At 69.2% G+C, this 20,327-nt stretch carries 19 protein-coding genes and 1 pseudogene; 8 read left to right on the top strand and 12 right to left on the bottom strand.

Annotated features, from left to right (window positions below; all coding sequences use genetic code 11):
- The first annotated feature begins 8 nt into the window (after window positions 1–8).
- Window positions 9–2,156 (top strand): SpoIIE family protein phosphatase, encoded by a 2,148-nt coding sequence (locus ACZ7IB_RS35760; protein ID WP_470918404.1) that lies wholly within the window; start codon window positions 9–11, stop codon window positions 2,154–2,156.
- Window positions 2,157–2,252: 96 nt separating this feature from the next.
- Here the strand turns inward: ACZ7IB_RS35760 and ACZ7IB_RS35755 are convergent, their stop codons facing one another.
- From ACZ7IB_RS35755 to ACZ7IB_RS35735, 5 genes are all read right to left on the bottom strand, one after another.
- On the bottom strand, window positions 2,253–2,873 hold the full coding sequence (locus ACZ7IB_RS35755) for an LAETG motif-containing sortase-dependent surface protein (protein ID WP_470918403.1): 621 nt from the start codon (window positions 2,871–2,873) through the stop codon (window positions 2,253–2,255).
- A gap of 161 nt (window positions 2,874–3,034) precedes the next feature.
- Complete coding sequence (locus ACZ7IB_RS35750; protein WP_470918401.1) at window positions 3,035–3,523, bottom strand: GNAT family N-acetyltransferase; 489 nt, start codon at window positions 3,521–3,523, stop codon at window positions 3,035–3,037.
- A gap of 41 nt (window positions 3,524–3,564) precedes the next feature.
- Window positions 3,565–4,617 carry a DUF6397 family protein gene (locus tag ACZ7IB_RS35745; protein ID WP_470918400.1) on the bottom strand — a complete coding sequence of 351 codons (1,053 nt, stop codon included), beginning with the start codon at window positions 4,615–4,617 and terminating at the stop codon, window positions 3,565–3,567.
- 140 nt (window positions 4,618–4,757) lie between these two features.
- Complete coding sequence (locus ACZ7IB_RS35740; RefSeq protein ID WP_470918398.1) at window positions 4,758–5,171, bottom strand: roadblock/LC7 domain-containing protein; 414 nt, start codon at window positions 5,169–5,171, stop codon at window positions 4,758–4,760.
- Window positions 5,172–5,314: 143 nt separating this feature from the next.
- Window positions 5,315–5,941: a GTP-binding protein gene (locus tag ACZ7IB_RS35735; RefSeq protein ID WP_470918396.1), complete on the bottom strand. Its 627-nt coding sequence runs from the start codon at window positions 5,939–5,941 to the stop codon at window positions 5,315–5,317.
- A gap of 346 nt (window positions 5,942–6,287) precedes the next feature.
- Between ACZ7IB_RS35735 and ACZ7IB_RS35730 the strand changes: the two genes are divergently transcribed.
- Window positions 6,288–6,653: an ArsR/SmtB family transcription factor gene (locus ACZ7IB_RS35730; RefSeq protein WP_114248576.1), complete on the top strand. Its 366-nt coding sequence runs from the start codon at window positions 6,288–6,290 to the stop codon at window positions 6,651–6,653.
- Window positions 6,646–9,345: a magnesium-translocating P-type ATPase gene (gene mgtA / locus ACZ7IB_RS35725; protein WP_470918395.1), complete on the top strand. Its 2,700-nt coding sequence runs from the start codon at window positions 6,646–6,648 to the stop codon at window positions 9,343–9,345. The genes ACZ7IB_RS35730 and mgtA overlap by 8 nt, the downstream gene beginning before the upstream one ends.
- Before the next feature lie 17 nt (window positions 9,346–9,362).
- Here the strand turns inward: mgtA and ACZ7IB_RS35720 are convergent, their stop codons facing one another.
- Both ACZ7IB_RS35720 and ACZ7IB_RS35715 read right to left on the bottom strand, forming a co-directional pair.
- A complete protein-coding gene (locus tag ACZ7IB_RS35720; RefSeq protein WP_470918394.1) occupies window positions 9,363–9,650 on the bottom strand; it encodes a hypothetical protein in 288 nt (95 codons plus the stop codon).
- A 279-nt stretch (window positions 9,651–9,929) separates the two neighbouring features.
- The gene (locus ACZ7IB_RS35715; RefSeq protein WP_470918393.1) at window positions 9,930–11,420 is read right to left on the bottom strand and encodes an LCP family protein; all 1,491 of its coding nucleotides are present in this window, start codon (window positions 11,418–11,420) and stop codon (window positions 9,930–9,932) included.
- A gap of 191 nt (window positions 11,421–11,611) precedes the next feature.
- Here ACZ7IB_RS35715 and tatA point away from each other — a divergent pair, with 191 nt between their 5' ends.
- A complete protein-coding gene (gene tatA, locus ACZ7IB_RS35710) occupies window positions 11,612–11,797 on the top strand; it encodes a Sec-independent protein translocase subunit TatA (RefSeq protein WP_470918421.1) in 186 nt (61 codons plus the stop codon).
- A gap of 167 nt (window positions 11,798–11,964) precedes the next feature.
- Entirely contained in the window at window positions 11,965–12,540 is a 576-nt protein-coding gene (locus tag ACZ7IB_RS35705) for a TerD family protein (protein WP_470918391.1), read from the top strand.
- 112 nt (window positions 12,541–12,652) lie between these two features.
- Here the strand turns inward: ACZ7IB_RS35705 and ACZ7IB_RS35700 are convergent, their stop codons facing one another.
- From ACZ7IB_RS35700 to ACZ7IB_RS35685, 4 genes are all read right to left on the bottom strand, one after another.
- Window positions 12,653–13,087 carry a DUF742 domain-containing protein gene (locus tag ACZ7IB_RS35700; protein WP_470918420.1) on the bottom strand — a complete coding sequence of 145 codons (435 nt, stop codon included), beginning with the start codon at window positions 13,085–13,087 and terminating at the stop codon, window positions 12,653–12,655.
- A 22-nt stretch (window positions 13,088–13,109) separates the two neighbouring features.
- Window positions 13,110–13,547, bottom strand: coding sequence for a roadblock/LC7 domain-containing protein (locus tag ACZ7IB_RS35695; RefSeq protein WP_470918390.1), 438 nt, complete (start codon window positions 13,545–13,547; stop codon window positions 13,110–13,112).
- Window positions 13,544–16,108, bottom strand: a complete 2,565-nt coding sequence (locus tag ACZ7IB_RS35690) for a sensor histidine kinase (protein ID WP_470918388.1) — start codon at window positions 16,106–16,108, stop codon at window positions 13,544–13,546. The genes ACZ7IB_RS35695 and ACZ7IB_RS35690 overlap by 4 nt, the downstream gene beginning before the upstream one ends.
- A 65-nt stretch (window positions 16,109–16,173) precedes the next feature.
- Complete coding sequence (locus ACZ7IB_RS35685; RefSeq protein WP_470918387.1) at window positions 16,174–17,049, bottom strand: MHYT domain-containing protein; 876 nt, start codon at window positions 17,047–17,049, stop codon at window positions 16,174–16,176.
- Window positions 17,050–17,155: 106 nt separating this feature from the next.
- On the opposite strand from ACZ7IB_RS35685, the pseudogene ACZ7IB_RS35680 reads away from it, so the two are divergent.
- A pseudogene (locus tag ACZ7IB_RS35680) lies at window positions 17,156–17,743 on the top strand (class I SAM-dependent methyltransferase); the annotation flags it as partial.
- 42 nt (window positions 17,744–17,785) lie between these two features.
- Here ACZ7IB_RS35680 and ACZ7IB_RS35675 read toward each other — a convergent pair.
- Window positions 17,786–18,688 (bottom strand): oxygenase MpaB family protein, encoded by a 903-nt coding sequence (locus tag ACZ7IB_RS35675; protein ID WP_470918386.1) that lies wholly within the window; start codon window positions 18,686–18,688, stop codon window positions 17,786–17,788.
- A gap of 110 nt (window positions 18,689–18,798) precedes the next feature.
- Between ACZ7IB_RS35675 and ACZ7IB_RS35670 the strand changes: the two genes are divergently transcribed.
- On the top strand, window positions 18,799–19,107 hold the full coding sequence (locus ACZ7IB_RS35670; RefSeq protein ID WP_470918384.1) for a hypothetical protein: 309 nt from the start codon (window positions 18,799–18,801) through the stop codon (window positions 19,105–19,107).
- A gap of 118 nt (window positions 19,108–19,225) precedes the next feature.
- Window positions 19,226–20,287, top strand: coding sequence for a hypothetical protein (locus ACZ7IB_RS35665; protein ID WP_470918382.1), 1,062 nt, complete (start codon window positions 19,226–19,228; stop codon window positions 20,285–20,287).
- The last annotated feature ends 40 nt before the right edge of the window (window positions 20,288–20,327 follow it).

The raw sequence follows: 20,327 nt of genomic DNA, 5'->3' as shown, positions 1-20,327 counted from the left end.
GAGCAGGAATGACCGATTACGACCGGCAACCGACCACATCCGTCCCGCCCCGCCTCCTGATCGAGAAGACGCACAACGGCGAGACCGCGACGGCGCAGCGGCTTGCCATGAATCGGACGGGTAGTTTCGAGTGGGACATGGATGCCCACTCGCTCGACATCGACGAAGCGGGCCTGCTGGCCTTCGGGCTGGACCCACTGGCCTTCGACTCACGGCCCGAGTCCCTGGTGGAACGGCTCGATCCTTCGGAGCGGACCAGACTCAATGCGGCGATCGACGAGGCGATCAGGGGTGGGCGCAGTTCGTACAGCGTTCACTTCCGGGTACCGCTCGACGACGGCAGGGACCAGTGGACCCATGTCCAGGCGCGGATACTGCGCAGCGATGACGGCCGGGCGCATCGAGTCGTCGGAGTGGTACGGGACGCGACGGCGGAGGTAACCCATTCGGCCTTCGTGCGGGACCTGGAAAAGCGGCGACAGCGCCAGACCAGCATTGTTGAACGCACGACGAGCGCGTTGTCACATGCGGTGACCGTGGATGATGTGACCGCCGCGCTCACCGGACCGGGCGGGCTGGACCGGCTCGGCGCGGACGGTCTCGCACTCGGTCTGGTCGAGAACGCCACACTGAACGTCATCGCCCTGAGCGGCGACCCACTGGAGGCGATCGACGAGCTCGGATCCACGGGTCTGGACCGGAGGTACCCCCTGGCCGACGCAATTCTCAGCGGCCGCCCCCGGTTCCTGACCTCGGTCCCGGGACTCATCCACCGCTATCCCGTGCTGACTCCCTACGCGGGGCGGCTGGAATTCCGCGCGGCCGCCTATCTGCCGCTCGTCGCCCAGGCGCGTTCCCTCGGCACCCTGGCGCTCTTCTACCACGAAAACACGACTTTCAACGCTGATGAGCGCAATCTGTGTCTGGGGCTGGCTGCCATCGTGGCCCAGTCTCTGCAGCGGGCGAAGCTCTTCGACGAGGAGCGCGAATTCGCCACCGGCCTCCAGTCGGCCATGCTGCCGCGGCGGGTCCAGGAGATCGAGGGTGGCGAGATAGCCGTGCGCTATCACGCGGCCTGGAGCGGACGCCAGGTCGGCGGTGACTGGTACGACGTGATCGCGCTGCCGATGAACCGCTTCGGTATCGTCGTGGGTGACGTGCAGGGCCATGACACGCATGCCGCCGCCATCATGGGCCAGTTGCGTATCGCCCTTCGCGCCTACGCCGGCGAGGGACACCATCCGTCGACGGTGCTGGCCCGGGCCTCGCGCTTCCTCGCCGAGCTGGACACGGAACGCTTCGCGACGTGTACGTACGCCCAGGTCGATCTCGCCTCGGGGACCGTGCGTGTGGTGCGCGCCGGCCACTTCGGACCGCTGATCCGGCACATGGACGGCCGGGTCAGCAGCCCACAGGTGCGGGGCGGTCTGCCCCTGGGCATTTCGACCGACTTCGAGGACGAGGAGTTTCCGGAGACCCGTCTCGACCTGGTGCCGGGCGAAACCCTTGTCCTGTACACCGATGGACTCGTGGAAGAGCCGGGGGTCGATGTCGACACGGGCGTGCAGGCTCTGATCAGCGAGGTCAGCGCGGGGCCCGCGGGCGCTCAGGCGCTGGCCGATCATCTGTCGGACCGGCTGTGGGAACGTTGGGGTTCGGGGGACGATGTCGCCCTGCTGGTGCTGCGGCGCAGCCCGGACCCTGGGTCGCCTCGGGCTCCGCGGTTGCACCAGTACATCCACCAGGCGGACCCGGAGGGGCTGTCCGACGCCCGCACCATCGTGCGCCAGGCCCTGGCCGACTGGGACATGGCCGAATTCGCCGACGATGCCGAGCTGGTGACCGGGGAATTGCTGGTGAATGTACTTCTGCACACGGAAGGTGGCGCGGTACTCACTCTGGAGGTGCTGCCGGAGCCCGTCCGGCGGGTCCGGCTGTCGGTTCAGGACCGTTCAAGCGTGTGGCCGAGACGTCGCAGCCCTGGCGAGACCGCGACATCGGGTCGAGGCCTGCTGCTCCTGGATGCCGTCGCCGCCCGTTGGGGCATCGAGCCTCGCGGCGAAGGAAAGGCCGTCTGGTGCGAGATCGGTCCGTCGGCGCCGCCCACCTCCACTCCCCCGCTGCCGCCCGCGGAGCAGGAGCAGGAGCAGGTGTGACGAAAGCGCAGAAGGGTGTGTCGTCCCACGCGCGGGACGACACACCCCTCGCCTTGCGGTCCTGATGCGGTCCTGCGCCAGGACCACCGGTCTACGTCACTGCTGTGCGGTACGACGCTTGCGCACGGACCACATGATGCCGCCACCGGCCAGCAGGACGGCCACAGCCGCTCCACCGATGATCGGAGTGGCGGACGAGGAACCCGTCTCGGCCAAGTCCGGCGAGCTGGGGCTCGGAGAGGCCGCGGCAGGGGCGGACTCCGAAGCCGCCTCGCTGGGCGTGGCGCTCCCGACGGGTGCCTCCGGGGAGGGCGCCTGCGTCGGCGTGGCCTCGGGCGGCGCGGGCGACGGGGTGGTGCCCTCGCACACCGGTGCCAGCTTGGTCTCGTCGCGCGAGAAGTTGTCGCTGTCGCCGGCCTTGACGACGAGGTGAACCGTCAGTTCCTTGTCGTGCTTGGGCAGCTCGAGCTTCTTGTGGATCTCCCTGCCGAAAGTCTCGGTGGGCAGGAGGTCCTTGCCGCCGACGGTCACGGTCACCTGGTTGGTGACGTTGCCGTTGTAGGCAGTCAGGTCAAGGCTCACCTCGGTGCAGGTCACGGCCCAGGTGGGAGTGTGGGCTGCGGCCGGGCCGGCGGAGAGGACCGTGCCGGTCAGGCCGACCGCCGTTGCGGCCGCGAGTGTCCCCGCCGCACGCAACGATCTCCTGGGTATGGTCATGAATTCTTCCTCCGCATGATTTCAGCGCCCGAATGGCGGGTGGGGCGCACAGTACTGCCCCCGATAACTGCGCGCGCACCCGCCCCACGAAGCCTGCGAAGTCACAACTGACACCACATCACCACCGCTCGGGACATGACGGCCAAGGAGGCTGTCAGCCATCACAGAGGGCGGAACATGATGTGCAGTCCGACGAATCCCTGTTTCGGATGGTTGAACCCTTCGGGCAGGGTTCCCAGGATTTCGAAGCCGAGCGAGCGGTAGAGCCGGACAGCGTAGATGTTCGTCTCCACCACGGCGTTGAACTGCATGGCGCGGAACCCCGATGAGCGAGCCCATTCCAGCGTGTGCACGCACAGGGCCCGGCCCACACCCTGTCCGGAACACTTGGGGTCGACCATGTAACTGGCGCTGGCGATGTGCGCGCCGTTGCCCATGTGGTTGTTGTTCATCTTTGCCGTGCCGAGCACGGTCCCGTCGTCGTCGACTGCGACGACTGTGCGGTTCGGTGACTCGAGGAGCCACCAGGAGCGGGCGTCGTCCTCACCGAGATCGAGCGGGTAGGTGAAGGTCTCGCCGGCGGCGACGATTTCGCGGAAGAACGGCCAGATGGCGGGCCAGTCCTGGGCAGTGGCTTCCCTGATCAGCATGTGGGCCAGGATGCCGGTTCCATTCTCCCTGCGCGAGTTGTTTACCGGCAAGGAGGGCGGGATGCGCGCCTGCGCAGACCGAGCCGGGCAAGCAGCCCAAGTGCGGATTCTGGAGCCGCTGTCGGCGCAGGTGCGGGATCGGGCGCCGGAACACGTACCGGATCGCAATCGCGTACAGGAACGAAGGTTGGTGCGGGCTCGGACGCCGGGACGGGACCGAATGCCGGGTCGGGGTTGAAGACCTGGACGGGTTCGGAGACCGAGGCAGGTTCTGGCTCAGCGGCGGGTTCGGGCTCAGCTTCCTGCCCCCTCTCGAGCCCGAGCCCGGGGCCGGGGCCGTGGCGCCAATCGTCGCCCGGACGCGGAGCCGGGCGGGCCTCCCTGGCGTTGTCCAGCTCCGTGATCAGGCCGACCCGCCGCAACAGCATCTCGTCCGGTTCGTCGGCCTGCATCAGGCACCCCATGGCCTCCCTCGCAGAAGGCGACCCCGTTGGCCCGAAGACCGGTTCGGGCCGGATCCTGGCGAGGTAGGCGCGCTCGTACGGATCGTCGACCACCTCTGCCAACTGCACCGGGTCCAGCGTGCCCGCGAGCACGGCCGCGCGGGCCCAGGGGTCCTCCGTGAGGCTCAGCAGCCGTTCGATGTGGCGCGAGCGCCAGTTGCGCGCACGGAAGTCGGCACCTCCCTCCAACCGGCTACGCACCCAGGCCGGGCTGTTCCCCACCAGGAGCTGAGGCTCCCTGGCGGCGAACTCCGCAAGCTCCTGGGCGAGATAGAGCCAGACCACCGCCCGGTACCGGTTGAGATAGAACGTGATCGGCGTGAGGCATCCCGCACGGGCCAGCTTGGTGAAGCGGTCCGGACTGATCCCGAGCACTTGGGCGCCTTCCGCCGTCCCGACGGTGTGCCCCCTCTCCCGCAGCGCCTCCGGGAACCCGTCCTGCGACCGCAGCCGGTCGACCTCCTCCCTGCGGACCCTCGGCCTTCCGCCGCCCTGCTGCACCAGCACGCGGACCAGACCCACATGTACGGCGATGGCGAACTCGCCACGCTTCAGCTGAAGTTCCTGGGCTGCTGTGCCGACAGCCATCATGCTTGCGGTATCCGCACACACAGAAACAGCTTCGGTAACAGTCATGATGCTCTCCCCCGCGAGACTCACTTACTCTCTGTGAGCACCGTAACCCGGAAGGTCATCGCTTGCCCGGCCTGTGGATAACTCCCACGGCCGGGTCAGGTCCGCTTGTTCCCTTCGCTTTCCGCCTGCCGCGCGGCAACACCGAGATGCTCTCCGACTCTGTTCACGAGCAGCGTCATCTCGTACGCGACCTGACCGACGTCGGCCTCGGCCGCACTCAGCACGCACAGACAGCTGCCGTCCCCTGCGGCCGTCACAAAGAGCAGTGCCTCGTCGAATTCCACCATGGTCTGCCGGGCCCTCCCTGCGCGGAAGTGGCGTCCCGATCCGCGGGCGAGGCTCTGCAGCCCGGACGAGACCGCTGCGAGATGCTCCGCGTCCTCACGCGCCAGGCCTGTGCTCGCTCCGGTCACCAGCCCGTCGTTCGACAGCACCAACGCGTGCCGTATGTGCTCGACCCTGCTCGTGAGATCGTCAAGGAGCCAGTCGAGTTCCCTGTCCAGCGCCATTTCCCCGCTCCTCCCCGCTCATGCGTTCCCCGTGCCCCACGTTTCGCGTAAGCCTCGCGCACTGGTCACGTACGGGCAAGCACTCCTCGGTCATGTGGCTGGGTCCTGGCCCCTTGACGCGCAACCGATGTGCGCCGGGAGGGTCAGCTCACCGAGTCGAGGAGCCGGGCAGTGTGCATCCGGCCAGCGTATTCGACCATGCGGATCAGTACTTCCTTGCCGGAGTCCCGGTCGCGCGCATCACACAGCACGACGGGCGTGCCGAGGTCGAGATCCAGGGCACGGGACACTTCGCGTTCGCCGTAGGCGCGGGCGCCCGTGAAGCAGTTGACCGCTACGACGAAGGGGATGCCGCGGTGCTCGAAGTAGTCGACGGCCGGGAAACAGTCCTCCAGGCGCCGGGTGTCGGCGAGGACGACGGCCCCGAGCGCCCCTTGGGAGAGTTCGTCCCACAGGAACCAGAAACGGTCCTGTCCCGGCGTGCCGAACAGATAGAGCGAGAGACCGGACCGGATGGTGATGCGTCCAAAATCCATGGCGACGGTCGTCGTGGTCTTGTGATCGACCCCGTCGGTGTCATCGACCGACTGTCCGGCCTCGCTGAGGAGTTCCTCCGTCCGCAGCGGCCGGATCTCGCTGACCGCGCCGACCAGCGTCGTCTTCCCGACCCCGAAGCCTCCGGCGACCAATATCTTCAGTGCGAGGGCGTCGGTCTCCGCGGCCTCCCCGGCCGTCTCCCCGGGGGTGTTGTCAGCGTGCTCGGAAGGCATCGATCACTTCTCTCACCAGTGAGTCCCAAGACGCTGAATACGCAGGTCAGAGCTGTCTTGAAGGGCTCGGATTCCGTGGACCGTCAGCATGAGTACGGCGACAGCATGGCAAACGAGAACCTGTCCCGTGGGACGGAATCGCTTTTTTAGCGATGTGACCGTTCCCGCTCACTGACTACCCGGATGAGTCCACAATTCGATACGTCTAGCGGAGTGCGCCTGCCGTTCCCGGTCGTGAGCGCACGGGCCGCTCACAGACGCATGGGCCCGCGGACGGCGGCAGTCCGGCGCCTACACTGGGTGTTTCGGGTGCGAGGAATGGCCCACGCGTACAGGGAGAGCAAGAGTGTCGACAGCTGCCGACGGCGGTTTCGAGGATCCGCCCGCGGAGGTACTGGTGGAGGCGGCTGCCGCCTTCGGCCTGCTGGCGACGCCTGCGCGCCTGCACATCGTGTGGGCCCTCTCCCAGGGCGAGAGCGATGTGACCGGTCTCGCGGACCGGGTGGGCGGCACCCTTCCTTCGGTGAGCCAGCATCTGACGAAGCTGAAACTGGCCGGTCTCGTACGGTCACGCCGCGAAGGCCGCCGGCAGGTGTACCTGGTCGACGACCCCGACGTGGTGACGGTCGTCCGGCTGATGGTCGGCCAGCTCGCCGAACGCGCCGGACACGCGCCCGCGCACCCCGTACGCCTCCGCGAACTCGGTGCCTGAGCGCAGTGCCGCCGCAGGTCCCGGCAGCACCGATCCCGACCAGTCGTCCGCCGTGATTGTGCCGATAGCGGGCGCGGCGGTCGGCCGGAGCGCCGCCCCTGGCGGCGCGCCGCCCGCTTCGCCGGCTGCCGCACCGACCTCCTTGCAGGTTCTCCGCTCGCTGAACAGCGGGCCGCGCGGGCTGCTGGAGGGACAGGCGGAGGAACGGCTGGCACGGTTCGGCGAGAACACCCTGCCGGCCTGGCGTCCGGTCTCCTGGCCCCGTCGTTTCATAAGCAGCCTGCGGGATCCGTTCACCTCGGTGCTCCTGTGTCTGGGTCTGGTCTCGGCAGCGGTGGCCTCATGGGGCACGGCTGCCGTGACGCTGGCGCTCGTGGTCGTCAGCTGTCTGTTGCGCTCCGCGGAGGAGCATCGGGCCGACCGTTCGACGGCCGCGCTGCGGGAGTTGGTGGCGACCACCGCGACCGTGCTGCGCCGCACCGGCCCGGACGCCGCGCCACAGGCGCGCGAGATGCCGGTCGGGGTGCTGGTGCCGGGCGATGTGATCAGGCTCGGTCCGGGAGATCTCGTTCCTGCCGATGTGCGGCTCCTGCGCGCGAGCGGCCTGGCCGTGCATCAGTCGGCCCTCACGGGCGAGTCGGTGCCGGTCGCCAAACGGCCCGTCGATGCTCCGGACAGGCACCACACCGCCGACGCCGGGTCCGGTGGCGAGGCCGGGCTGTTCGCGCGGCCCGAGCTGTGTTTCCAGGGCAGTAGCGTGGCGTCGGGCAGTGGTACGGCGGTGGTGACGGCGACGGGTGCGGACACCCGGTTCGCCGCCGCGTACGACGGTTCGGCGCGCCGCCGGGGCACGAGCGCCTTCGACCGTTCGGTGCAGGGGATTTCCTGGACGCTGATCCGGTTCATGCTGCTCACCCCGCCCCTGGTACTGATGGCCAACGCGGCACTGCGCGGCCGCGGTCTGGAGACGCTGCCGTTCGCCGTCGCGGTGGCGGTCGGGCTGACTCCCGAGATGCTGCCGGTAATCGTCACGACAGCGCTGGCCAGGGGCGCTTCGCTGCTCGCCCGGAACCACGGGTTGATCGTCAAACGGCTGCCCGCTCTCCATGATCTCGGTGCGATCAATGTGCTGTGTCTGGACAAGACCGGAACACTCACCCAGGACCGGCCGCTCGTCGAACGGTCGCTGAACGGGGCCGGCCGGCCCGATCCCGAAGTGCTGCACTGGGCCGCGGTGAACGCACTTTGGACGCTGCAGCTCGCTGAACTGCCCGCCCCCGACGCACTCGACGAGGCGGTTCTGGACGCCACCGAGGAGCAGGAGGGGGCGCTGTCCGCGTACGACGGGGTGGCCGCGTTGCCGTTCGATCCGGTGCGGCGCCTCGCCACCGCGGTCGTCCGCAGCCCCGGCAGGCTCGGCACCCACACCCTCGTCACGAAGGGGGCAGTGGAGGCAGTACTCGACCGGTGCGCCCTGAACGATGCCGAACGGGACCGGCTGAGAGCCCTGGCCACGCGCGAGGCCGCGGACGGTCTGCGGTTGCTCGCGGTGGCCCGGAGCGAGCGGCCCGCCCGGCTCGGTACGTACACGACGGCCGACGAACGGGAGCTGGCCTTCCTCGGGTTCGTCGCTCTGCGGGACGCGCTCACGCCGAGCGCCGCACAAGCGCTGGACGTGCTTGAACAACGGGGCGTCGCCGTGAAGGTGCTCACCGGCGACGATCCGGGGACCGTCGCCCGCGCCTGCCGGGATCTGGGCCTCGATCCGGGCGAGGTCGTTTCCGCGGAACGGATCGACGCGCTGTCGGACGGGGAGCTCGCGGAGGCCGCGGACCGGGCCACCGTCTTCGCCCGCTGCACGCCCGAGCACAAGGCCCGGATCGTCTCCTCGCTGCGTACCGTCGGGCACACCACCGGTTTCCTCGGCGACGGCGTCAACGACCTGCCCGCGATGCACGCGGCCGATGTCGGCATCTGTCCAAGGAACGCGGTCGACGTGGCGCGGGAGACCGCCGATGTGGTGCTCGCCGAGAAGGACCTCGCGGCCATCGATCACGCGATCGCTGCCGGCCGGCACTGCAGCGGGAACATCGCCACGTATCTGCGCATCACACTCTCGTCGAACCTCGGCAACGTCATCGCGATGCTTGCCGCGGGGCTGATGCTGCCGTTCCTGCCGATGCTTCCGGCACAGGTCCTGGTGCAGAACCTGTGCTTCGACGTGGCACAGCTCGCCTTCGCGTTCGACCGGCCCGCACCTGCGGTGCTGCGGCGGCCCACGGTGCTGCCTCCGCGCGATTTCCTCCGATTCATCACGGGCTTCGGTCTGCTGAACGCCACTGCGGACCTGGCGACGTTCGCAGTACTGGCCTACGCATTGCACGGTTCGGCGACATCGGGCGGGCAGGAGGCGTTCCACTCCGGCTGGTTCACCGAGAACCTGCTCACCCAGGCTCTGGTGATGCTGCTGCTCCGTACGGGCCGCAGCGCAGCCGAGGGCCACAGCGGCGGCCCACTGCGAGCCGCAGCGTCCGGTCTTGCGGTGGTCGGCCTGCTGCTGCCGCTCACTCCGCTCGGTCCGCTGCTGGGCATGAGGGCGCTGCCACCGCTCTATTTCCTTTTGCTCGCAACGGTGCTGGCCCTGTACACATGCGGACTGTGGGCGGCCCGTACCCACTACGAACGGAAGTGAAGATTCTCATGACCCCCTCACGCATCGGTCGCCTGGAGTCCGGCACGAGTACGGGCGGCGGTGGCGGGCAGCCGGTGCGTGCTCGCCGCGCCACGCTCGACGATGTGCCCGCGTTGGTTCGGCTGCGGGGGCTGATGCTGGCCGACATGGGAATGGAGACGGGCGGTGCCGATGCCCCGTGGCGGGCGGCCTCCGCGCAGTGGTTCACCGAGCGGCTGCGTCGGCCCGACACGTTCGCCGCGTTCCTGATCGACGATCCCGAGCTCGGCACCGTCTCCAGCGCCGTCGGGACGTGCGATGCGCATGCCCCCAGCCCGGCGAACCGAGCGGACCGCACGGGCATGTCTCCAATGTCAGCACCGATTTCCGCCGGCGCCGCCGTGGGCATGCCCGTGTCTGCTTCGATGCTCTCCTCGCCTGGTTCCGCGAGGAGGCCCACGTCACGGTGGTCAATCTGAACGCCACAGGGGACGGCGCCGCTCTGTACGAGTCGTGCGGCTTCGCGGCTCCCCGTCACCCGGCGCTGCAGCTCCGGACGGTTCCGGCATCGCTCTGAGCGCCGCCTTCCCACCGTCGCGGGACGGTCAGCCGTACGAGAGATCCGCGCACGGGTCGTCGTCGGCCGACCGCGCCCCGGCGGCGACGGTGGGCGGCACGGCGGAGGGTGCCGGGGTCTCGGGTGCGAACGATGGGTCCTGGGCGTAGGAACTGCCGAGGATCACCTGGATTCCGGCGGTGTCGGACGCGGTCGTCCGGGCTCCGGCGAAGAGCCGTGCGGTGGTCTCTGCATCGTTCCGCAGGCCCGGTCCGTACTCGATGACGGTCGAGGCGTAGTCCTGGCTGCTCGCATTGGCCGTGGTGGTGACGGTGAAGCCTCGGGCGCGCAGAAGTTCGGTGGCCCGGGCCGCGAGTCCCCTGACCGTGGTGCCGTTGTAGACGGCGATGCTGATGCCCGTGCCGGAGACCGGGGTGGTGGCCGCGGGCGACGCCGCGCTGCTCGCTGTCTGTCTGCCCTCGGCCGATCCCTTGCCGCTGGCGTCCTGGCCGTCGACCGTACGGTCGGCCCTCAGCGCTGCCCAGAGCGCGTCGGCGTCCGGTTCGACTATCGCGACGCGTGAGCCCTCGTAACGCCATGGGACAGTGACGAACTTGGTGTTGTGCAGGTCGATGTTCTTCATCGACATGGCGAACGACAGAAGCCGGTCGGCCGACCCGAGCCCGGGGTCGACGGTCATCGCGTCGGTGGCCGCGTCGGCGAGGGGCAGCAGCGCGGTGGGGTTCAGTCCCCGGGACTTGACCTTCTTGATGAGGGAGGCCACAAATGCCTGCTGGCGCTTGATCCGCCCTATGTCCGAGCCGTCGCCGATGCCGTGCCGGAGCCGGACGTAGTCGAGTGCCCGCTGTCCGGAGACTGTCTGCGGACCCTTCGAGAAGATCCGGGCGCCCCGTGTGGGCCGCTTCGGGCTGAGGTCTCGCTGGTAGATGTCCTGGGGCAGACATACCGGAACGCCCCCGACGGCCGATGTCAGTGCGGAGAATCCGGCGAAATCGATGACGACGGTGTGGTCGACGCGCAGGCCGGTGAGCTGCTCGACCGTGTTCTGGGTACAGGCCGGGTTTCCCTCGGCCGTCTCCCCCACCGAGAACGCAGCGTTGAACATCACGTCGTGCTGCGGCGAGGTCCACTCACCGCCCGGCATCTTGCAGGCCGGGATGTCGACCAGGGAGTCACGGGGAATGGACACGGCGACCGCGTGTTTGCGGTCGGCGTACACATGGAGAAGGAACGCGGTGTCGGAGCGCCCCACCGTACCCGTGCCGCCGCCCAGCTTGCTGTTGTCGCCCGCGCGCGAGTCCGATCCGATGACCAGGACGTTCTGCCCGTTCGACGAGCCGGGCGGCCGGTCGCCCGAGATCCCGTCCGCGCTGAAGGTGTCGATGCTGCCGTTCAGTTTGAGGTAGGCCCACCCGACGCCCGCGACAAGCAGCACAAGGAACGACAGCCCGAACATGGCTGTTCGCCGCAGCCGGCTGCCCCTTCGCCTGCCCACTGCTGAATTGTGACTTCCTGTCATCGGCCACCCCGTCCGTCCGGCTTGCATGGTGGAGGACGCGCTCCACCATCCCATGGTTGTACAGTTGCGCAATGTGGCAAGTATCGCTGTTCGAGTGGATCACCGGACCTGCCACGGCCAGCCTGAAGCACTGTCCGCGGACCTCGAGCGGAAACAGCGGCCAAGACACCGAAAGGAAGGGCGGCACATATATGTTGCGCAACGGCCTCGAACCCTGGCACCTGTTGATCGTGGCGATTGTGGCCATCGTGCTGTTCGGCTCGAAAAAGCTGCCGGACACGGCCCGCGCCCTGGGCAAATCCATGCGGATCCTGAAGAGTGAGGCGAAGGCCATGAAGGAGACCGATGTGAGTCCCGGTACCGACCCACGCACATGAGGCATCGGCTCACCAACGTACAGCGCCCCTCCCTGCCAGCCACTTCAAGGATTGCGCAAGCGAGGGAACCACGGGCGGGGCAACGTCGTTGACCCGTATGACGGCCGAAGAAGCGCTGATCACCACATCACCGAATCGCTGGACCACTGGATCAATGGAGGAAGTTCATGGGTGTGACCCTGGCCAAGGGCGGCAACGTCTCCTTGTCGAAGGAGGCGCCCGGCCTGACCGCAGTGACGGTCGGCCTGGGCTGGGACGTGCGGACGACGACGGGGGCGGATCACGACCTGGACGCGAGCGCGCTGCTGTGCTCGGATACCGGCAAGGTCCTCTCCGACCTGCACTTCGTCTTCTACAACAACCTGACGAGCCCGGACGGTTCGGTCCAGCACACCGGCGACAATCTGACCGGTGAGGGCGAGGGCGACGACGAGTCCATCAATGTGGACCTGGCCGCTGTCCCGGCGGATGTCGCGAAGATAGTCTTTCCGGTCTCCATCCATGACGCGCAGAGCCGCGGTCAGAGCTTCGGCCAGGTCCGTAACGCGTTCATCCGCGTGGTGAACCGGGCGAACGGCGTCGAGCTGGCCCGTTACGACCTCAGCGAGGACGCCTCGACCGAGACCGCCATGGTCTTCGGTGAGCTGTACCGGCACGGCGCGGAGTGGAAGTTCCGTGCGGTCGGCCAGGGTTATGCCTCGGGCCTGGCCGGTATCGCATCCGACTACGGGGTCAATGTCTGACCCCGGGGCACCCTACGGTGGACGAGCGCGGCCCCTCTCCCCTCCCTCCGCCGGGGCGAGGAGAGGGGCTCTCCTGCTCCGTGTGCCGCCCGACCGCGTCACCGAAGTGCCCCTACAGAGCCCGCAGACCGTTGATCACCTCGCGAAGAATGTGTTCGTCCGGCAACTGTGCGGGCGGTACGTGTCGGCTGACGCGTACGTAGCCGGCTTCGAGCAGATCGCCGAGGAGTACGCGTACGACTCCGACCGGAAGGTCGGCATCGGCGGAGAGCTCCGCGACGGACCGGGTCTCCGACCGGCAGAGGGTGAGCAGGGCTCGGTGCTCGGGACCGAGCAGGGATTCCTCGGAGCCGTCCGGTGCGTTCTCGTCGAAGGTGACGAGTGCTATCAGATCGAACTTCACGCCGGTGGGGCCCGGTTCGGTCCGGCCGCCCGTCACGGCGTACGGGCGGACCAGTGGGCCGGCTTCGGCGTCGTACCACTGGCTGCCCGGACGTGTGTGCGGGCCCGGGGTGCGCGGGATGCCTCCCGGGCCCTCGTCGGTCATGGACACGGCCGTCTCCGCCCTCTCAGCCGACAGCCGACGGGGGTGCGGTGAACCGCGGCGGGGTACGCAGATGCTCACCCACCCGTTTGACGAGCCGGGCCATCTCGTAGGCGACCAGTCCGATATCGGCGAAGGCCGTGCTGAGCACGGCGAGGCAGGATCCATCGCCCGCTGCCGCGACGAACAGAAAGCCCTCATCCATCTCGACCATGGTCTGGCGTACGTTCCCGGCCCGGAAATGGCGCCCCGCGCCCTTGGCCAGGCTATGGAATCCGGAGGCCACGGCGGCCAGATGCTCGGCGTCCTCGCGGATCAGGGCGCTGGAGGCGCCCGCCGCGAGGCCGTCGCCGGAGAGAACGACGGCGTGGCGGACCTCGCCGACCCGTGTCACCAGATCGTCCAGCAGCCAGTCGAGTTCGCCCGAGGCTTGGCGTACCCCGGTCCTCTCGTTCGCGATCATGCATGGTCTCCTTCGCTGCGTGGACGGGGGCAGGTGGTGCCCGGGCGGGTCGATGATGAGCCGGGGGCGGTGCCGCCACCGCGCACCCAGCCGTTGCGGTAGGCGGTCGCGCGGTCCCGGGCCTGCTCGGGGGTGCACTCCAGGGGGCAGTCCTTGTCGTTCGGGTCGCCGTGTGGCAATTCGTCGCGGCGGGGCTCCTCGCGCAGTTGCGGAACGAGGCTGGCCTGCCGCACACGGCGCGGCAGGGTGCCGTCGTCGGGCTGCTCTTCCGAGTGGGCCTCGGCCTTGTGCTTGTCCGTACCGCCCGGACGCCCGTGCAGCGAGGTGACCGCGGCAGCGGGCTGCATGCGGGACTCGAGCGCGGGTACCGGTACCGGCGCCGGGAAGGCGGTGGTCCGCGGTCTCACCGCACGGGGGCCGGGTCCAGGTCCGAAGGGCGGACGGTCCCGGTCGTCCTGGCGCTCGACCGAGGTGTTCCCCGGCGCGGCGGACGCCTCGGCCGCCGGAAATGCGGTCTGCAGCAGTGCCGTTGGCAGCAGAACCACCGCGGTCGTCCCGCCGTACGCGGAGGTGCGCAGCTGAACCTTGATGTGGTGGCGTACGGAGAGCCGGCTGACGACGAAGAGGCCGAGCCGGTCGCTGTCGAAGAGGTCGAGCGCCTCCGCCTGTTCGATGCGCCGGTTTGCCTCGCCGAGGAGTTCGTTGCCCATGCCCAGGCCGCGGTCCTCGATCTCCAGGGCGTAGCCGTTGCCCACGGGCTCGCCGCTGATGCACACCTTGGTGTGGGGTGGTGAGAACTGTGCCGCGTTCTCGATGAGTTCGGCCAGCAGGTGGGTGAGGTCGGCGATGGCTGTGCCCTTCACCGCGGCGTCGGGCAATTGCCGTACCTCCACGCGGGCGTAGTCCTCGATCTCGGAGACGGCGGCGCGCACGACGTTGGTCAGCGGTACGGGCATCCGCCAGGCCCGTCCCGGCGCCGCCCCGGACAGGATGATCAGACTCTCGGCGTGCCGTCGCATCCGGGTGGTGAGGTGGTCGAGCCGGAAGAGATCGCTCAGCTCGCCGGGGTCGTCGGCGCGGCGTTCCATGCTGTCGAGGAGGTTGAGCTGACGGTGGACCAGCACCTGGCTGCGCCGGGCGAGGTTGACGAAGACTCCGGAGATGCCGTCGGCGAGTTCGGCCCGTTCGACGGCGGCGCTGAGGGCTGCCCGGTGCACTGTGCCGAGTGCCTCGCCGACCTGGCCGATCTCGTCGTGGGTGGTGCAGCCCTGCGGGGCCTCGGCCCCGATGTCGAGTTCCTCGCCCGCACGTAGCCGTTGCATGGCGCGGGGCAGTTTGCGGCGGGCGATCTCCAGGGCGCTGTTGCGGAGGCTGACGAGTTCGACGACGAGTCCGCGGCCGATGCGCACGGAGATCACCAGTGAGGCGGCGACGGCGACGCAGCCGAAGAGCACTGCGGCTCCCGACGGGCTGAACAGTCCTCGGGCGAGCGGATTCGCCCGGTCGGCGGCGCGTTGACCGGCGGTGGTATCGATGGTGCGCAGCTCGCTCCGTACGCGGTCCGCTGCTCGTTCCCAGTCCGTGGCGGGCACTGCCTGCGCGGCATCGCGACCGGCGGGCGCGGCGAGCACCTCGTCCTCAGCTGCCTGGATCTGGCGGTAGGCATCCCCGGCGGTGAACCTTTGCCAGGCGGCCCGCTCGGTGGCGGGCAGATCTGCGCCCGCGGTCTCCGTGAAGTTCCTTCGGGAATCCACCGCTCCGGTGAACAGGCGCAGTTGGCCGCGCTTGAGCGTTCCGGTGCGAGCGGCCGTGGCCAGCAGTGCGTCCTCGCGGGCCAGCATCTCGTCGGCGCGGGAGAGTTCGAGCAGGACGCGGGCGTCGGAGCCGAGTGCGTCGTCCTGGATCCCGGTGAGGCCGCCGCAGACGCCGAAGGCCGCGGAGACGGCCGCAGTGTACTGGTCGTACACGGCGTTCTCGTCGCCCGCATCGCTCCTGTCGGCGCGCAGTCGGTGGGTGAGGCCCAGGAACCGGTCGAGCCGGCCGGCGACGGTGGGCGGGAGGTTGCCGGTGTCGGCGATGGTGTGGCCGCTGTCGAGGCGCAGGGCGGCGAGCGCGGTGTCGGTGCGCTTGCTCCGGCGCTCCAGTTCGGCTGCCTGGGCGCTGCTGGGGGCCGCGGACTGAAGCATGGCCGCCCGGCGCTCGCTCTGGAGTGCCGCGACAGCGGTGGATATGGGGGCCCGGACCTCGTCGTCGACCTGTTGCAACTGGCGCAGCCGTGCCACGTCCTGGGCGGTGGTGACCGTGGCGAAACCCCAGAGGGCGAGCAGCGAGACGACCGGCACCATCAGCAGCGAGATGATCTTGGCGCGCACAGTCCTGGGCCGCAGCGTCCACCGTCCGCGCGGCACGGATGTGTCGGGTGTCAGCAGCGGCCTCACGTCGTGCTCGGCGCTCTCGTCGGCCGGCGGGCCCGCGTGCGCGCGGCGTCCGCGCGTCGGTGGGGCGGTGGGCCGGGCGGTCGCGGTCGCACCGGTTTCCGGGGTCGTGCGGGGTGGGCGCATGGCCTCCTCGTTCCGGGTGTGGAGCTGAATATGTCGCAGGTGCCGGTCGGCCGGGTGCAGGGGCGTCAGGGCGTGGTGGCGGGCGATACGTCGTGGTCACTCACGTCGCCGCGTCGTGCCCGGAAGACTGGCCCGCGCTCCGTGAATCCCTGTTGTGCGACCGCGGATGAGTCCGTTTCGGTGGGTCCGGTGCGTTCGGCGAAGACGTAGGCGGCGCGTTCCCTGGCCGTCGGGGAGAGCGCCACGAACGCCGAGGTAAGAAAGAGGTACGAGCCCAGGCCGACGGCCAGGGGAAAGATGAACTGCATGGTCGTGGCCCCGGAAAGTTCCCTTCCGGAGGGCGCGACGTGCACGGAGACCGCCAGCATTCCGGTGTAGTGCATGCTGCTGACCGCCGCCCCCATGACGAGGGAAGCCAGCGCGACGGCTCGGGGTGACTTGATGTTGAGCGCCGCCCACAGCGCCGCCGTGGCGGCCACGACAGCGATTGCGACGGAGAGTGCGACCCGCAGCGGGTCGTAGTGGATCGTGCCGTGCAGACGGAGTGCCGCCATGCCGAGGTAGTGCATGCTGGCGACACCGAGTCCGGTGGCGAACCCGCCGAGCAGCAGCGCCCTTGTCCGGTCGCGGCTGTAGCCGACGGCAAAGACGCCGCCGCCGACCACCACCATGGCGTCGAGCAAGCTGAGCAGGGTGAGCGGCACGTCGTAGCGGATATCGGTGCCGGTCACGCCGAAGCCGAGCATCGCAACGAAGTGCATCGTCCAGATGCCCGAGCCGATGGCGGATGCGGCCGTGATCAGCCAGTTGCGGCGCGAACGTCCGGCTGTGTCGAGTGCCCGCACGGTGCAGCTCAGTCCGAGTGCCGCGCCGATGCATGCCATCGCGTACGACAGCGCAGGTGTCAGCCAGCCGAAGGTGGCGTGGTCCAGGTGTCCCATGGATCGGGGACGCTAGTCGCGAGGCGGGCGCGCGCCCGGGGCGCATTTCGAAAGCTGCTGAAATATGACAGAGAGATGTTCCCGAACGATCACGCAGTGCTCGAACATGCACCCCATTTCCCGATGTTTCGCTCCGGTGGCAACTACGCGATCATGTCTGTGTGACTCCTCCCCGCCCTGGAGGACGGGGCTTCTCGCTATGCCCCGCAGCGTCGACTCCCTCGCGCTGGGCCCCGGTGACGCAGTACTGGACGCCGACTGCGGTACGGGACGGGCGCTGCCCGCCCTGCGCGCGGCCGTGGGACCGCGGGGCACGGTTCTGGGCGTGGACCTCACAGCGGCGATGCTGGAGTCGGCGGTACAGGCGGGACGCGACCGGAGCGGAGCGCTGCTCCTCGCCGATGTCGCCCGCCTGCCCCTGAGACCGCAGTCGCTCGACGCGGTGTTCGCGGCTGGGCCGATCTCCCATCTCTCGCATCCCGGACCGGACCTGGCGGAGTTGACGCGGGTGGTGCGGCAGGGCGGGCAGCTGGCCCTCTTCCACCCCATCGGTCGGGCCGCCCTGGCCGCGCGCCACGGCCGCCGGATCACGGACGACGACCTGCGTGCCGAGCACAACCTCCGCCCGCTGCTGGCGCGTTCGGGCTGGCGGCTCGAGTCGTACACGGATGAGGACGACCGGTTCCTCGCCCTGCCGTACGGACGCTCTGACCTACGAGCGCTCCCCCGCACCTGCTCACTCGGCCGGAGCGCCGGGGCGTCGCTCGTGCGGGACCGGACAGCCGCGGATACCCGGGGTGGGGAACGTACCGAGCCCGGAAACCTCGTAGCCGTCCGGGTAGCCCTTGATCTCCGGGTTCTGCCGGGCGAAGTGCGGGGTGGTACGGGGCGGCAACAGTCGCACGGCTCGTGCCCTCAGGCGCAGAGCGAGGCGGGTGAGGTTTCGGGCCGCGGAGCCCGGGCGTTCGTAGCGGAATGCCCGCAGCAGCGAATCATCGAGCAGCGCGAGGGCGGCCTTCCGCGCGACGGGAGCGAAGGGGCGCGGATACCAGGAGCCCATCAGGTCCAGCGTGGCGTCGGAGACGCGGCGTCCCCCTTCGTCCCAGCCGAAGTGCTCGGCCTCATAGGTGTCGAGGGTGCGCTCGAAGTCCTCGTACGTCTCCGGCAGGTCCTTGATGCCCATATGGGCACCCAGGGTCCGGTAATAGGCGGCGCACGCCCGGAGTTCGTGGTCGGACAGCCGGCGCCAGCCGTAGCTGTCCAGCCACCGCTTCGGGGTGACGACGAAGGTGCACAGCACATAGCGCATGTCGTCGTTGCTGATGTCGTAGCTGCGGTGCATCTGATTGATCCGGCGGATGGCCGTGCGCCCCGGGTCGCTCTCGAAGCCGTGCTCCACGACCGTGTCGAGGAGCAGTGCGGTGTCGTCGTAGCGCTTCTGCGAACGGTCCGCCAGTTCAGCTGTCTCTGCGAGGAGTCGACCAATGCTGGGGACTGCATAGGTGCGATACAGGGCCAGTTCGAGAGCGCGGGTCATGTCCCAGGGAAACTCGTAGGTTGCCGTGATCCGGTAGATTCGGAGGAAGTCCCGTTCCGGATCGAGACGCTGAATCTCCTTCAGCCGTTCGTACCGCTTCACCGCGCTGCCCCCCTTTTCTCGGTCGAAGGTCCAACTCTACGTCGACGGGGAAGACCGTCAGTGTGGACGAGCACGTCATGCGTTCACGGTTCCTCGGAAGGACGGTTTCCATGATCGACATAATCGGCAGCCTGCGGAAAGTTGTCTCCTCCGACCGGAAGGGCGCACGGTCAGCAGCACCTCTCAGGGAAGACCGGCACAAGCAGCACAATCTGTTCGAGGCGGCAGCCACCTATGTCTCGGCATCCGTGGAGGACGATCAGGCGCGGATCGACGAGGTGAGCGGCTGGGTGTCGCCCGAGGCGCTCTCCTTCGGTGTCAGCGAGCTGGCCTGCCGGGCCGTCATCGCACTGGCCCGCGAGCGCGGCGAGTCGCCGCAGACAGTGGCCCGCACGCTGCTCGGCCTGCCCGCCGACTGAGGCCCGCCGTCCGCCGGACCACGGCCCACGTCTTCCCCCTCGTCCGGGACCACGTCTTCCCTTGTCAGGGCCTCGACGAGCGGGTTACCGACTCGTTAAGGTGCGCCGACGGACAACCATGACGGACGAGGAGGGTGCCGTGGCCGGGACGAGCGACACAGTCGCCGACGACGACGCACTGTATGTGCTCACCGCGGTGCTGCTGACACCTGCGCAGTTCCCGAGCGTGCTCGGTGACGACTACCCTGCCGCGTGTGCGGCGCTCGCCCTCGAACCGTACGACGAGGGATACGGGCTGGTCCTCGGCCAGGACGGCGGTGGTGCGCGCTGGACCGTCGTCGTCGAGGACGTGTCGCTGGTCGCTGTCGCGATCGCGGCCTGGGACTGCGGAATGGAGTACGACCTCTCTCCCGACGACCGTTCGGTGGTCTGCGCGCTGCCCGGCTGGCCCCTCGCGGTGGGGGTCGCCGCTCCGGGAGTGTCCGCCCCGCACGATCCGCTGCCGGACCCGGAGGCCGAGGGCACCGATCCGGCGCCGCTGGCCCCGCCCGACACGGATTCGTGGGGCCCGGCCCAGCGGCGCATGGGTGCGGACGAGATAGCACACCAGTGGGCGGTTTGGCGCGAGCAGATCGACGACGAGACGGCCCTCATCACTCCGGGCGGGGCGGACGGTGCCGGGGGCGACGACGTCGACGTCGAGAAGGACGGTGCCGTTGCCGAGCCCGGGGGCGAGGACCAGCACGACGACGAGCTCAACGCTGCAGCCAAGGTTGAACCTAAAGCTGAGGTAGACGTCGAGGCCGACTCTGCGGCTGGAGGTGCGGGCGACGCCGAGACGGGAGCCGAGGCCGAGAGCGACGGGTCCGACGCCACCGCCGAGAACCCCGTGAAGGACACACCGTCCGGAGTGCACCCCGGTGTGCGGCGGGCGCTCGCGGAGGCACGTGCCTATGTGGACACCCCGCCGCCGCCCGGCCGCGTCCGGTCCTCCTTCGCCACGGGCGACGCTCGAATGCTGCGCGCCGACGGCCCCGGCTGGTCGCTGGTCGCCAGGACCGACGACATCGCCTTCATCCTGCTGGACGAGGAACCGGGCGAGGTGCTGCCGGTCGGGCGCGGCACGCGACTGCCCGGCCTGTTGAAGGCACTGGACGCGCTCGCAGTACGGCCTAGCTGAGCGCGGCTGTCGGTACTCGGCAGCAGACCGACGGTCGACC

Source organism: Streptomyces sp. NPDC037301 (genome assembly GCF_055602785.1).
Note: the sequence above shows the minus strand (reverse complement) of the source record. Positions and strands in the feature narration are given on the sequence as shown.

What these genes read in the sequence shown, in the direction of transcription:
- tatA (WP_470918421.1), top strand. Translation starts at nt 11,612, where the DNA reads ATGTTGCGCAACGGCCTCGAACCCTGGCACCTGTTGATCGTGGCGATT.
- ACZ7IB_RS35665 (WP_470918382.1), top strand. Translation starts at nt 19,226, where the DNA reads ATGACGGACGAGGAGGGTGCCGTGGCCGGGACGAGCGACACAGTCGCC.
- ACZ7IB_RS35750 (WP_470918401.1), bottom strand. Translation starts at nt 3,523, where the DNA reads ATGCTGATCAGGGAAGCCACTGCCCAGGACTGGCCCGCCATCTGGCCG.
- ACZ7IB_RS35715 (WP_470918393.1), bottom strand. Translation starts at nt 11,420, where the DNA reads ATGACAGGAAGTCACAATTCAGCAGTGGGCAGGCGAAGGGGCAGCCGG.
- ACZ7IB_RS35755 (WP_470918403.1), bottom strand. Translation starts at nt 2,873, where the DNA reads ATGACCATACCCAGGAGATCGTTGCGTGCGGCGGGGACACTCGCGGCC.
- ACZ7IB_RS35700 (WP_470918420.1), bottom strand. Translation starts at nt 13,087, where the DNA reads ATGACCGACGAGGGCCCGGGAGGCATCCCGCGCACCCCGGGCCCGCAC.
- ACZ7IB_RS35720 (WP_470918394.1), bottom strand. Translation starts at nt 9,650, where the DNA reads ATGCGCATCGCACGTCCCGACGGCGCTGGAGACGGTGCCGAGCTCGGG.
- ACZ7IB_RS35740 (WP_470918398.1), bottom strand. Translation starts at nt 5,171, where the DNA reads ATGGCGCTGGACAGGGAACTCGACTGGCTCCTTGACGATCTCACGAGC.
- ACZ7IB_RS35690 (WP_470918388.1), bottom strand. Translation starts at nt 16,108, where the DNA reads ATGCGCCCACCCCGCACGACCCCGGAAACCGGTGCGACCGCGACCGCC.
- ACZ7IB_RS35705 (WP_470918391.1), top strand. Translation starts at nt 11,965, where the DNA reads ATGGGTGTGACCCTGGCCAAGGGCGGCAACGTCTCCTTGTCGAAGGAG.
- ACZ7IB_RS35735 (WP_470918396.1), bottom strand. Translation starts at nt 5,941, where the DNA reads ATGCCTTCCGAGCACGCTGACAACACCCCCGGGGAGACGGCCGGGGAG.
- ACZ7IB_RS35745 (WP_470918400.1), bottom strand. Translation starts at nt 4,617, where the DNA reads ATGATGGCTGTCGGCACAGCAGCCCAGGAACTTCAGCTGAAGCGTGGC.
- ACZ7IB_RS35695 (WP_470918390.1), bottom strand. Translation starts at nt 13,547, where the DNA reads ATGATCGCGAACGAGAGGACCGGGGTACGCCAAGCCTCGGGCGAACTC.
- ACZ7IB_RS35670 (WP_470918384.1), top strand. Translation starts at nt 18,799, where the DNA reads ATGATCGACATAATCGGCAGCCTGCGGAAAGTTGTCTCCTCCGACCGG.
- ACZ7IB_RS35760 (WP_470918404.1), top strand. Translation starts at nt 9, where the DNA reads ATGACCGATTACGACCGGCAACCGACCACATCCGTCCCGCCCCGCCTC.
- ACZ7IB_RS35685 (WP_470918387.1), bottom strand. Translation starts at nt 17,049, where the DNA reads ATGGGACACCTGGACCACGCCACCTTCGGCTGGCTGACACCTGCGCTG.